We start from the raw sequence: 12,001 nt of genomic DNA on the forward strand, positions 1-12,001 counted from the left end.
TAAGAAGCAGTAAAAATCTCGATATGGGTATATTTATCCATATTTTGAGTAGCAGAAAAGTTAAATGGTTGATATATGTTTACTTGGATGTGGTGGAGGAATGCCAATGCCATTTAGAAATCTTTCAGCAACACTTATAAATTATAAAGGAAGAAAGATTTTAATTGATTGTGGAGAAGGAACACAAGTATCGATGAGGATGATTTCATGGGGATTTAAAGCTATAGATGTAATTTGTATTACGCATGCACATGGAGATCATATTGTGGGACTTCCAGGACTTTTAGCAACTATAGGGAACAGTGGAAGAGTAGAGCCTTTAACAATAATAGGACCTGAAGGTATAGAAGAAGTAGTTAAAAGTCTTTTAATTATAGCAAAATACTTACCTTATGAAATAAACATAATAGAAAATAAAAAGACTATGGATTTTACTATAGATAAAGAGAGAGGGCTTATTGTATCAGAAAAATATTCAGATATAAAAATAAATACTCTAGAGTTAGAGCATTCAGCACCTTGTATAGGATATAGTTTTTATATTAAAAGAGAAAGAAAATTTAATGTGGAGAAAGCAGTTGAAAATAGAGTTCCTAAAGCTATATGGAGCAAACTTCAAAAGGAAGATGAGGTTCTCTTTGAAGAAAAAGTTTATAGAAATGAAATGGTACTTGGGACAGAGCGAAAAGGAATAAAAATTTCATTAATGACAGACTCAAGGCCTTTAGATAGCATGATAGACTTTATAAAAGAAAGTGATTTATTTATTTGTGAAGGAACTTATGGAAGTGATGATGATATAGAGAAAGCTATAAAAAATAAACATATGACCTTTAGAGAAGCTGGAACTTTAGCTAAGAGGGGAAATGTAGATAGATTATTATTAACTCATTTTAGTCCAGCAATGTTAGAACCAGAAGAATATATAGAAAATACTGAGTTTGAAAATACTATAATTGGCGAAGATAGACTTGTGAAAACATTAAGTTTTAAAGAGTAAAAAATTAAACAAATATAATATTTGCTTAATATAAGATAATGAAGTTTTAATATCAACTTAACAAAGGAAGAGTATAATTTAGATAAAGAGTAAGGTTTCCCGACAAATTGATTATATAGTTTACAATGAAAATGCCTTGAGAGAGTTAAATTAGCTTTCTCAAGGCATTTTTATAGAAAATTATATACAAATAAAAAAACTCCTTTAAAGGAGTTTAAAGATGGATTAAAGTATTTCTAATATTTCTATAGAATAGTTATCACCAGGAGCTTGAACTTCCACGATGTCACCAACTTTTTTACCAGCAAGAGCTTTTCCTAAATCTGATTCAATACTAATCATCATGTTTTCAGGATCAACATCTACAGTAGTAACAAGTGTTAGAGTATCTTCAAAGTCATCTTCTACAAATTTAACTTTAGCTTTACTATTAACACCAAGAACAGATTTATCAAGTTCATCTTCTTCTATTATAGTAGCTGTTGAAATCATAGTCATAAGGTATTGAATTTTATTATCGTTTTCTCTATAGTTAGCGCAAGCTTCTTTATATTCAGCGTTTTCAGATCTATCTCCATGAGCAGCTGCAACAAGCTTTTCTTTAGCGATTTCAGCTCTCTTTACACTCATTCTATAATCTAATTCATCTTGTAATTTCTTTATATTTTCTCTAGTTAATCTATTATGCATAGTAACTGCCTCCAATATTACATATATTCTTTTAATATTATATACTATATACAAAAAAATAAAAATGCAATATTGGAATTTGATGTATTTATACTTTTTAATGTAGAATTTATATCTTTTAGTATAAGGATTTAAATTCCTTTTATTTACATTATAATTATGGTAATAGCTTAGATAGGGGAGGATGTAGAGATGTTATTAAAAGTTAAAGAGCATTCATTAAGAAGATTAGTGGAGAAGTATAAAAAGGGGGAGCATACAGGAATATTTTCAGTATGTACATCAAATGAATATGTAATAGAAGCGACTATGGAAAAGCTTAAAGATAGGGATATGGAGTTACTTATTGAATCTACAGCAAATCAAGTAAATCAAGATGGTGGATATACAGGAATGAATCCAAGAGATTTTAGAGATTATATCTATAAAATAGCTGATAAAGTAAGCTTTGATAAAGAGAGAATAATTCTTGGAGGAGACCACTTAGGACCTCTTACATGGGTAAGCTTAAAGCAAGAAGAAGCAATGGAGAAAGCAAAAGTTTTAATAAGAGATTATGTTTTAGCAGGTTTTACTAAGATTCATATAGATACTAGTATGCCTATAAATGATGATATAGAAAAAGGCGAATTTAATGATAATTTAATTGCAAGAAGAGCGGCTATTTTATGTAAAGTAGGAGAAGATGCATATAAAACATTATTAGAAACAGAGGAAGAGGTGCTTCATCCTGTTTATGTAATAGGAAGTGAAGTTCCAGTTCCAGGCGGAGTTAAAGGTGAAGATGCAGAGGAAGAAATTCAAAATGGAATAAAGGTTACAGAAGTTAAGGATTTTAAAAATACAGTAGAGATTTTTAAGGGAGAATTTAAGATACATGGTGTAGAAGAAGCTTTTGAATACGTAGTAGGAATTGTTGTACAACCAGGTGTAGAATTCTCAAGTGATACTATATGGGCATATGAAAGAGAAAAAGCAAAGGATTTATCTTTTTCATTAAAAGATTATGAAAAATTAGTTTTTGAAGCTCATTCTACAGATTATCAATCACCAAAGAAGTTGAAAGAAATGGTGGAAGATGGATTTATAATTTTAAAGGTAGGACCAGCTTTAACATTTGGATTTAGAGAAGGTGCTTTTGCATTAAATAAGATAGAAGAAGAAATATTTAAATATAGACCAGAAGTTTCACAGTCAGAATTTATTAGAGTTTTAGATTATAATATGGAAAAAAATCCTGGGAATTGGATAAAGCATTATATTGGAACAGGAGAGCAGATTAGATTTTTAAGAAGCTATAGTCTTTCAGATAGATGTAGATATTATATGCCAACAGAAGAAGTTGAATATGCATTTAATAAAATGATAGAAAATTTAAATGAAGTAGATATTCCAATAGCTTTAGTAAGTGGATATATGCACAATCAATATAAGAAAATTAGAGATGGGGAACTTAAAAATAAGCCATTAGAAATTTTAAAAGATTTTATTGGAGAGTATATTGACGATTATATTTTTGCAATAACTGAATAATATAGAATATTAGAAAAAGGTGTTTTAGTGAAGAGAGAAAATTTCTTTAAATAAAACATCTTTTTTTATAATTTATTTTAAAACATAGTTTTTATATAGATTTTATAAGGAAATGAAATTTACAAAATGTTAGTTTTAAAATGAGATATAGATATGATATTCTAATGAAAGAGGAGGTGGGAAATGTTACTAATAACAGCCTTTTTATTTAGTCTATCATCAAATATAGATAATTTAATAATTGGAGTATCATATGGAATAAAGGAAGAGAAAATACCTGCTTTTCAAAATATAATTATTGCAGTAATTACAACATTAGGAACCTTTATAGCAATGATAGCTGGAAAGTTGATTCAGAAATATATTTCAAATGAAGTTGGAAATATAATTGGTGCAGTAGTAATAATTTTAATGGGTATTTACTTTGTATTAGTTAGTATAAAAGAAATAAAAGGTAAAAAGAAAACTACAGAAAATTTTCATGAGCAAGTTTCAGTACAACAAAATATTAAGATTAAAGATTCAATAGTATTAGGCTTTGCATTAGCAGCTAATAACTTAGGAGTTGGTGTTGCGGCAAGTGTTATGGGATTAAGCATATTTTGGGTATGTATATTCACTTTTATAACAAGTATATTGACCATTATAATAGGACAAGAAGTAGGAGATCATGTAATTGGAAGAATATTAGGTAAATATGATAATTTAATATCAGGTATATTATTAATTATATTAGGATTGATAGAAATTTTCTAAAATAGCATCACAAAGGTTATTGATATAAGTTTTGTGATACTATTTTTTTGTTTTAATTAAAAGAAAATGATTGGAAATGAAAGAAAATATTAAAAAAGTTTGAATGAAATGATTGGAAATGAAAGAAAATGATTGACAGGTGTACATACATCGTTTACAATTAAGACATAAGATACATGAAAGAAGGAAATAGTATGATAACTGAAAGAAGACATATAAAAATTTTAAAAATGTTAGAAGAGTTTGAAATAATTAAACTTTCAGAGATAATCGAAGAAATAAACACATCAGAATCTACGGTGAGAAGGGATTTAGACTTTTTAGAGAAGAAGGGACTTTTAGAAAGGGTTCATGGAGGAGCTAAAAGGGTAACACATAAGGGTGAAGAATTATCTTATAGTGAAAAATCAATTCAAAATATTGAGGATAAAGAGAAAATTGGAAAACTTGCAGCAGAGTTAGTTGAAGAGAATGATGGCATATTTATAGATGCAGGAACGAGTACTTATGAGATGATTCCATATTTAAAAGGAAAAAACATAATGGTAATAACTACTGGAGTTAATCATATAGGGGCATTAATAGAAAACAATATTCCATGCTATATGATAGGTGGAAAAGTTAAAGAAAAAACTAAAGCAATAATAGGAAGTGATGCTATAGAAAATTTAAAGAAGTTTAGTTTTGATAAAGCATTCTTAGGAGCTAATGGAGTACATGGAGAGTTTGGATATACAACACCAGATTCAGAGGAAGCCATGATAAAAAGAATTGCTAAAGAACTATCAAGAGAAGTATTTATATTAGCAGATCATACAAAGTTTAATAAAAGTGCATTAGTTAAGTTTGGAGAACTTGAAGAGGGAATAATTTTAACAGATATAGATGAGGGGATAGAAACTATTAAGGAATTAACAGAAGTAAGGATGGGATAGAATGATATATACTTTAACACTAAATCCTTCAATTGATTACATAGTAAATGTTTGTGAATTGAAGATAGGGGATGTAAATAGAAGCTTTAATGAAATAAAATTTCCAGGGGGAAAGGGAATAAATGTTTCAAGAGTATTAAGTGAATTAGGGGTAGAAAATACAGCACTTGGATATATAGGGGGATTTACAGGGAGATTTATAGATGAGAGTTTAAAAGAGTTAAATATAAAAACAGATTTTATAAAGGTAGAAGAAGATAGCAGAATAAATATAAAAATAAAAGACTCAAAAGAAAGTGAAATAAATGGAGAAGGCCCTAAAATTTCAAAAGAAAAATTAGAGGAGTTATATCATAAGTTAAGCGTTCTAAAAGAAGGGGACTACTTAATTTTAGCAGGAAGTATTCAAAAATCTTTACCAAAAGAATTATATTTAGAAATTCAAGATATGTTAAAAGAAAAGAAGGTTTGTGTAGTAATTGATACTTCAGGAGAAGCACTACTTCAAGGAATAAAAAGAAAACCTTTTCTTATAAAGCCGAATGATAAGGAAATAGAAGAAATATTTAATGTAAAGTTAAATGGAACAGAAGAAATAATAGAATATGGAAAGAAGCTTTATGAGTTAGGAGCACAAAATGTAATTATATCAAGAGGTGGAGAAGGAGCAATCCTTATCTGTAAAGAAGGAATATTTAAAGGAACAGCACCAAAAGGAAAAGTGATAAATTCAGTTGGGGCAGGAGATTCTTTAGTTGGAGGATTTATTGGAACATTTAGTGAGACAGGAGATATTTTAAAGAGTTTTAAATACGGGATTGGTTCTGGAAGTGCAAGTGCTTTTTCATTAGACCTTTGCAAAAAAGAAGATATAGAAAAATTATTAGAAGAAATTAAAATAGAAAAATTATTATAAGAGTTTATTCAGGATATAAAATAAGTAATGGGGGAAATAAGTATGAGAATATCAGATTTACTAAGTAAAGAAACTATCACATTAAATTTAGAAGTTAATGGTAAAAAAGATGCACTAGAAAAAATGATAGATGTTCTAGATAATGCAGGGAAATTAGCAGATAGAAAACTTTATGAAGAAGAGATTTGGAAGAGAGAAAATAGTTCGTCAACAGGGATTGGTGATGGAGTTGGAATTCCACATGCAAAGACTAAAGGGGTAAAAAAAGCAGCCCTTGCAATGGGAATTTTAAAAAGAGGAATAGAGTTTGAAGCTTTAGATGATGCACCGGTTAACCTTATATTTATGATAGCAGCACCAGAAGGAGCAAATAATGAGCATTTAGAAACACTTTCAAAATTAGCAGTATTATTAATGAATGGAGACTTTAAAAAGGAATTATTAGAAAGTAAAACTGCAAAAGATGTTTTAAGGGTTATAGATAAATATGAAGAGGGAGATAAGCCTGAATTTAAAGAGATAGATGAATTAGAGGAAAAGAAAAAAAGTAAACTGATATTAGGAGTAACTGCATGTCCTACAGGAATAGCTCATACTTACATGGCAGCAGATTCTTTAAAAAAGACAGCTGAAAAGTTAGGATATGATATAAAGGTTGAAACTAATGGATCTACAGGGGTAAAAAATGCTTTAACTACTGAAGAGATAGAAAGAGCAGATGGAATTATAGTAGCTGCTGATAAACAAGTTGAAATGGGAAGATTTAATGGTAAAAAAGTAGTTATAGTGCCGGTGGTACAGGCTATGAAAAGACCTGAAGAATTAATAAATGAATCAGTTTCAGGAAATGCTCCAGTGTATACTCATAGTGGACAATCTGGAAGCACAGGAAAAAAAGAAAAGACAGGATTTTATAAGCACCTTATGAGTGGAGTTTCAAATATGTTACCATTTGTAATAGGTGGAGGAATTCTTATAGCAATATCATTTATGTTTGGTATAAATTCTGCAAATCCAGCAAGTGGAGAATTTAATAGATTTGCAGCAATGCTTAAAGAGATTGGTGGAGGAAATGCATTCTTCTTAATGGTACCAGTTCTTGCAGGATTTATTGGAATGAGTATTGCAGACAGACCAGGTTTTGCACCAGCTATGGTAGGTGGACTTATTGCAGCTAATCAAGGCGCAGGATTTTTAGGAGGTCTTATTGCAGGATTCTTAGGTGGATATATTGTTCTTTTATTAAAGAAAGCTTTTGAGTTTATACCACAATCACTTGATGGATTAAAACCAATGCTTATTTATCCACTATTAGGTATTTTCTTAACTGGAGCAATAATGTTTACAGTAGTTGTAGGACCAGTTTCTTGGATAATGAAAAATGTTGAATTATTCTTAACTAGTATGGGAACTGCAAACTTAGTTCTTTTAGGAATATTCCTAGGTGGAATGATGGCTATTGACATGGGTGGTCCAATAAATAAAACAGCTTATACATTTGCAGTAGCAATGCTTGCATCAGGAAACTTCTTCTCAATGGCAGCAGTTATGGCTGGAGGAATGGTTCCACCACTTGCAACAGCTTTAGCTTCAACAATATTTAAAGATAAATTCAATAAAGAAGAAAGAAATGCAGGAAAAACAAATTATGTTTTAGGAGCTTCATTTATAACAGAAGGAGCAATACCATTTGCAGCAGCTGACCCAATTAGAGTAATACCAGCATGTGTGGTAGGTTCAGCAATTGCAGGAGGATTATCAATGTTCTTTAAAATCGGATTACCAGCACCACATGGAGGGTTATTCGTATTCCCAATAGTTGAAGGAAATCCATTCCTTTACTTAGTAGCAGTATTAATTGGAACTGTAGTAGCAGCTTTAATTATGGGAGCAGTAAAGAAGAAAGTAGTAGAATAGAAATTAGAAGGGCAAATCATTAGATTTGCTCTTTTTAATATATAAAATAGTTTGAAACTTTTATAAAGGAAAAGGAATGGTATATAATAGTACTTAGGATAAATTGTTATATTGGAGTTGAACAGATGATAAAAGTTAAAAGGATAGATTTATTAAAATTATTAGTATTTGCAGGCTTATTAATAATTTCAATAGTTTTTTTAGTGGAAAATAGACAGGCTTTAATGCATATAAAAATAGAAAGTATTGTGAGGTTTGCTCAGGCAAAAAATACAAGGATTTATGCTGTAATAATGGTACTAGCAGTATTTACAATAAAACCATTGTTTGTAATAATACCAAATAGTGTAATTGCAATAGTAAGTGGTTTTATGTTTGGTCCATTTGAAGGATTTGTGATAAGTATAATAGGATATTGTATTTCAAGTACAATATGTTTTTATATAGCAAAGCTTTTAGGAAGAAACTTCATGGAAAAAATTATGGGAGAAAAGTTAGGAGAGATAGAAAGAAAGTTACAGAAAAATCAATTTGCAATTATCTTATCATTAAGACTTATTCCAATAATTCCATTAGGACCTGTAAATTATGCATGTGGATTAGTTGGAGTTGATTATAAAAAATTTATATCTGCAACTTTAATTGGAGGAATTCCAGAGGTAATATGTTATACTTTTTTAGGAAAAAATGTTACTAGACCAACATCTCCAGCATTTATAATATCTATTGTTATTCTTGTAAGTGTAGTAATAGGATCAAAAGTTATTATGAAAAAGGATAAAAAATTAAAAGAGAATTAAATTGTAAACAGAAAGATAAATTCAGATTTATAAATGAATAATATTTTAAAATATATAAAATATCCACTAAAAAAACTTGCAAAAATTTTTGGATGTGGTATATTAGTAATCAAATAAAAACGAAAACTTTGTATAATCCCTATTATAAGGTTAGGGAGTTTCTACCAAGAGCCGTAAATTCTTGATTACAAAGACAATAAGCCATAGTCTGGTTTGTTGTCTTTGTAATCAAGAATTTTTTTTGTACTTAAATTTAAATCTAGTGCACGAGATTTAAGTGTTTTAGTAGAAATAAAAGGTAGATGAAGAAAGTTTAGAAAATATGAAAAGTTAAGTTTCTAGAGTAGAGAAGCATTTAAAATAATAAATTAATTTAAATTTTTAGGAGGATAATATGAATTTAAAAGAGTTACCAAAAATAGAATTACATTGTCACTTAGATGGAAGTGTTAGAGTAGATACAATAATAGATTTAATGAAAAAAGAAAATATGGATTTAGATGGGTTAGATTATGAAAAGATAAAAAAGAGACTTATGGTTTCAGAAGATTGTACTAGCCTTGTTGAGTATTTAGAAAGATTCGAATTACCTTTAAAGCTTATGCAAACTAAAGAAAGCTTAGAAAGAATAACTTATGAGCTTATGGAAGATGCAGCAAAGGAAAATATAAAGTATATTGAAATAAGATTTGCTCCAATTTTGCATATAGAAAAAGGATTAAGCTTAAAAGAAATAATAGAAAGTGTTATTAAAGGCTTAAAAAGAGGAGAAGAAGATTTCGATATAAAAGGTGGAATTATTCTTTCTATTCTTAGACATATGGACAAGAAGTATGCAATGCCAGTTATAGAAGCAGGAAAAGAATTTATAGGAAAAGGTGTTGTTGCTATAGATTTAGCAGGAGCTGAAAATGAAGGTTTTGTAGATGATTTTGTAGATGATTTTAAAGTAGGTAGAGACTACGGATATAATGTTACTATTCATGCAGGTGAAACAGGATTTTCTATAAATGTAATAGAATCTATTGAAAAGTTAAAAGCTACAAGAATCGGACATGGGATAGCAATCCTTAAAGATGAAAAAGCTTATGATTTAGTGAAAAATGAAAATGTTATTTTAGAAATGTGTCCTAAGAGTAATGTTCAAACAAAGGCGATAAATACCTATGAAGAACACCCTATAAAAAGACTTTTAGAAGATGATATAAAAGCTAGTCTTTGTACTGATAATAGAACAGTTTCAAATCTTATATTAACTGATGAATATATAAATGGAGAAGAAAAATTGGATTTAAATGAAGAACTATTTAAAAAAATATATGAATCAGCAGTTACTGGAGCTTTCTGTAGCGAAGCAGATAAAAAATGGCTTATGGAACAAATTTAAAAGTAATAAAAAAATTTAGTATAAGATAAAAGTATGGTCAAAAGGCCATACTTTTTTTGATAAAGAATATAAAATTTTTAAATGATGGGTAATTAAGAGTTAGAATGAAAATAATAAATAATTATAAAAGACTTGATAGCGACGTTACGTTAGGTTTTATAATGAAGTAAAGGTGGAAATAATTATGAAGGAAGAAAAATTAACTATTGGACAGTTAGCAAAACTTTTAAATGTATCAGTAAGGACATTACAATATTATGATCAAATAGGACTGATGAAACCGGATGAAGTAAAAGAAAACGGAAGGAGGATATATTCTACAAAGGATATAGCTACGTTACATCAAATAATTTCTTTAAAATCTTTAGGATTTTCTCTAGAGGATATTAAAAATAATATTATACCTGTTAATAATACAGAGAGTGTAGTAAATATATTAGATACTCAATCAGAGATATTAGTTAAAGAGATAGATAAATTAAAGAAAGGGATAAAAGCTATTGAAGTATTAAAAGAAGAAATTAAAAGTAAGGAAGAAGTTGATTGGTTTAAATATTCTAATATGGTTAATCTTATTCAACAAAATAGTGAATATTATTGGGTTATTAAATATTTAGATAATGAGTTAATAGATTATATGAGTGAGCAAAAAGAAGTGGCAGAAGCTATATCACCAGGATGGTGGAAAGAGATATTTGAAGAAGCTATTTCCCTTGAAAAAGAAGGAATAAAACCAGAGAGTAAAGAGGCTCAAGAATTAGCAGAAAAGTGGTGGTCTCAAATGGAGAAGATAAGTAAGGGGGACTTAGATATTTTAAATAAAATGATTGAATTTTATTATAGTGCAGATCAATGGCCAGAAGAATTTAAAACAATTCAACAGATGGCACAAACATTTATAGAAAAAGCATTTTTGTACTATGCAAAAAAAATAAAATTGTAATGCAAAAGAAAGATATATAAGTTTATATTTAAATAAATAATTATAAATTTAAAAGGAGCGAATGATAAAATGAATTTGATAATGACATGTATAATATTTATTGTAGCTATGATTGTGGTTACAGTAGGGATAATTACAGCAGTAAAAAATAATAGATTTACTAAATTACAAAGTATTTTACTTGCAATAGGAGGAATTTTAAATATTATTGGATTATATGTAATGAAGTTAAAACATACTCATAATGAAGCTATAAGTCATGCATTTAAACATATGCACTGTAACATTGGAAATGCTGTAATAATGTTAGTTTTTCTAGAAATTATTTTAGGTATAATTTATACAATTATAAAAAGAAAATTAGGGAAAGTTGATAAAGTAGTATTTACTGTATTGTGTATAATAACTATACTTTTATATTTAGTAGCAATGATAATGGGAATCTATATTGGATAATATGGCATTAGTAAAAGTACCTAGTGAATAAGAAGGCGAAGTGAAAAAGATATGAAAATAACTAATGAAATGATAGATAAAGAGCTAAGAGCTAGAGGGAAAGTTATGAATATGATTTTTAAAGCTGAGAATAGAGAATCATATATAAAGCTTTCTAAAAGGTTTAATAAAATAAATAAATTATCAAGGAAAAAGCCCAAAGATATGATTTTAGAAAAAAGATGGATAAGCTTTAGGGATGGTAGTAAAAAAATATGTGTGAATATATATAAATTAGATAATAAGAAAAGTAATAAAGTAACAGGAGTACTTTGGCTTCATGGAGGTGGATATTCTATGGGTGTGCCAGAACAAGATGAAAATCTTTATAGAGAATTACTTAAGGAAGAAGACTGTGTTATAATCGCACCAGAATATACATTATCTATTGAGAAGCCATATCCAGCTGCACTTTTAGATAGTTATGAATCCCTTTTATGGATGAAGGAAAATGCTGAAGAACTAGGAATTAGAGAAAATCAGTTAATGGTAGGCGGAGAAAGTGCAGGAGGAGGATTAACAGCTGCATTAACTCTTTATGCAAGAGATAAAGGTGAGGTGAAAATTGCATTTCAAATGCCTCTATATCCTATGATAGATGATAGAATGATAACAGAATCATCAAAAGA

The 12,001-nt window shown here is 28.7% G+C and carries 12 protein-coding genes and 1 riboswitch; of the genes, 11 read left to right on the top strand and 1 reads right to left on the bottom strand.

Annotated elements, in window-relative coordinates:
* The first annotated feature begins 64 nt into the window (after window positions 1-64).
* A complete protein-coding gene (locus Q0W06_RS17760; protein ID WP_297638905.1) occupies window positions 65-1,000 on the top strand; it encodes a ribonuclease Z in 936 nt (311 codons plus the stop codon).
* 225 nt (window positions 1,001-1,225) lie between these two features.
* Here Q0W06_RS17760 and greA read toward each other — a convergent pair whose 3' ends face one another.
* The gene (gene greA, locus Q0W06_RS17765) at window positions 1,226-1,690 is read right to left on the bottom strand and encodes a transcription elongation factor GreA (RefSeq protein WP_297638908.1); all 465 of its coding nucleotides are present in this window, start codon (window positions 1,688-1,690) and stop codon (window positions 1,226-1,228) included.
* A gap of 192 nt (window positions 1,691-1,882) precedes the next feature.
* Here greA and Q0W06_RS17770 point away from each other — a divergent pair, with 192 nt between their 5' ends.
* The 10 genes from Q0W06_RS17770 to Q0W06_RS17815 all read left to right on the top strand — a co-directional run.
* Window positions 1,883-3,223 carry a class II D-tagatose-bisphosphate aldolase, non-catalytic subunit gene (locus Q0W06_RS17770; protein WP_297638911.1) on the top strand — a complete coding sequence of 447 codons (1,341 nt, stop codon included), beginning with the start codon at window positions 1,883-1,885 and terminating at the stop codon, window positions 3,221-3,223.
* Window positions 3,224-3,406: 183 nt separating this feature from the next.
* Window positions 3,407-3,979: a manganese efflux pump gene (locus Q0W06_RS17775; RefSeq protein WP_297638914.1), complete on the top strand. Its 573-nt coding sequence runs from the start codon at window positions 3,407-3,409 to the stop codon at window positions 3,977-3,979.
* Window positions 3,980-4,173: 194 nt separating this feature from the next.
* Window positions 4,174-4,914 (top strand): DeoR/GlpR family DNA-binding transcription regulator, encoded by a 741-nt coding sequence (locus tag Q0W06_RS17780; RefSeq protein WP_297638917.1) that lies wholly within the window; start codon window positions 4,174-4,176, stop codon window positions 4,912-4,914.
* A gap of 1 nt (window position 4,915) precedes the next feature.
* Window positions 4,916-5,830 (top strand): 1-phosphofructokinase, encoded by a 915-nt coding sequence (gene pfkB, locus Q0W06_RS17785; RefSeq protein ID WP_297638920.1) that lies wholly within the window; start codon window positions 4,916-4,918, stop codon window positions 5,828-5,830.
* 42 nt (window positions 5,831-5,872) lie between these two features.
* Window positions 5,873-7,747, top strand: coding sequence for a PTS fructose transporter subunit IIABC (locus Q0W06_RS17790; protein ID WP_297638923.1), 1,875 nt, complete (start codon window positions 5,873-5,875; stop codon window positions 7,745-7,747).
* A 125-nt stretch (window positions 7,748-7,872) separates the two neighbouring features.
* A complete protein-coding gene (locus Q0W06_RS17795) occupies window positions 7,873-8,547 on the top strand; it encodes a TVP38/TMEM64 family protein (protein WP_297638925.1) in 675 nt (224 codons plus the stop codon).
* Window positions 8,548-8,655: 108 nt separating this feature from the next.
* A riboswitch (purine riboswitch) is annotated at window positions 8,656-8,755 on the top strand.
* A 186-nt stretch (window positions 8,756-8,941) separates the two neighbouring features.
* Window positions 8,942-9,934, top strand: a complete 993-nt coding sequence (add, locus tag Q0W06_RS17800; RefSeq protein ID WP_297638928.1) for an adenosine deaminase — start codon at window positions 8,942-8,944, stop codon at window positions 9,932-9,934.
* A 184-nt stretch (window positions 9,935-10,118) separates the two neighbouring features.
* Entirely contained in the window at window positions 10,119-10,877 is a 759-nt protein-coding gene (locus Q0W06_RS17805; protein WP_297638931.1) for a MerR family transcriptional regulator, read from the top strand.
* Window positions 10,878-10,946: 69 nt separating this feature from the next.
* Window positions 10,947-11,333, top strand: coding sequence for a hypothetical protein (locus Q0W06_RS17810; protein ID WP_297638934.1), 387 nt, complete (start codon window positions 10,947-10,949; stop codon window positions 11,331-11,333).
* Window positions 11,334-11,384: 51 nt separating this feature from the next.
* Window positions 11,385-12,001 (top strand): alpha/beta hydrolase fold domain-containing protein (locus Q0W06_RS17815; protein ID WP_297638937.1); only part of this gene is annotated, 617 nt, incomplete at its 3' end.

Origin of the sequence: uncultured Clostridium sp. (assembly GCF_947072515.1) — a bacterium.
In the GTDB taxonomy this organism is placed as follows: Bacteria; Bacillota; Clostridia; order Clostridiales; family Clostridiaceae; genus Clostridium.

Excerpts from the sequence above, each read along its gene's own strand:
- Q0W06_RS17760 (WP_297638905.1), top strand. The coding sequence starts at position 65 with ATGGTTGATATATGTTTACTTGGATGTGGTGGAGGAATGCCAATGCCA.
- greA (WP_297638908.1), bottom strand. The coding sequence starts at position 1,690 with ATGCATAATAGATTAACTAGAGAAAATATAAAGAAATTACAAGATGAA.
- Q0W06_RS17770 (WP_297638911.1), top strand. The coding sequence starts at position 1,883 with ATGTTATTAAAAGTTAAAGAGCATTCATTAAGAAGATTAGTGGAGAAG.
- Q0W06_RS17775 (WP_297638914.1), top strand. The coding sequence starts at position 3,407 with ATGTTACTAATAACAGCCTTTTTATTTAGTCTATCATCAAATATAGAT.
- Q0W06_RS17780 (WP_297638917.1), top strand. The coding sequence starts at position 4,174 with ATGATAACTGAAAGAAGACATATAAAAATTTTAAAAATGTTAGAAGAG.
- pfkB (WP_297638920.1), top strand. The coding sequence starts at position 4,916 with ATGATATATACTTTAACACTAAATCCTTCAATTGATTACATAGTAAAT.
- Q0W06_RS17790 (WP_297638923.1), top strand. The coding sequence starts at position 5,873 with ATGAGAATATCAGATTTACTAAGTAAAGAAACTATCACATTAAATTTA.
- Q0W06_RS17795 (WP_297638925.1), top strand. The coding sequence starts at position 7,873 with ATGATAAAAGTTAAAAGGATAGATTTATTAAAATTATTAGTATTTGCA.
- add (WP_297638928.1), top strand. The coding sequence starts at position 8,942 with ATGAATTTAAAAGAGTTACCAAAAATAGAATTACATTGTCACTTAGAT.
- Q0W06_RS17805 (WP_297638931.1), top strand. The coding sequence starts at position 10,119 with ATGAAGGAAGAAAAATTAACTATTGGACAGTTAGCAAAACTTTTAAAT.
- Q0W06_RS17810 (WP_297638934.1), top strand. The coding sequence starts at position 10,947 with ATGAATTTGATAATGACATGTATAATATTTATTGTAGCTATGATTGTG.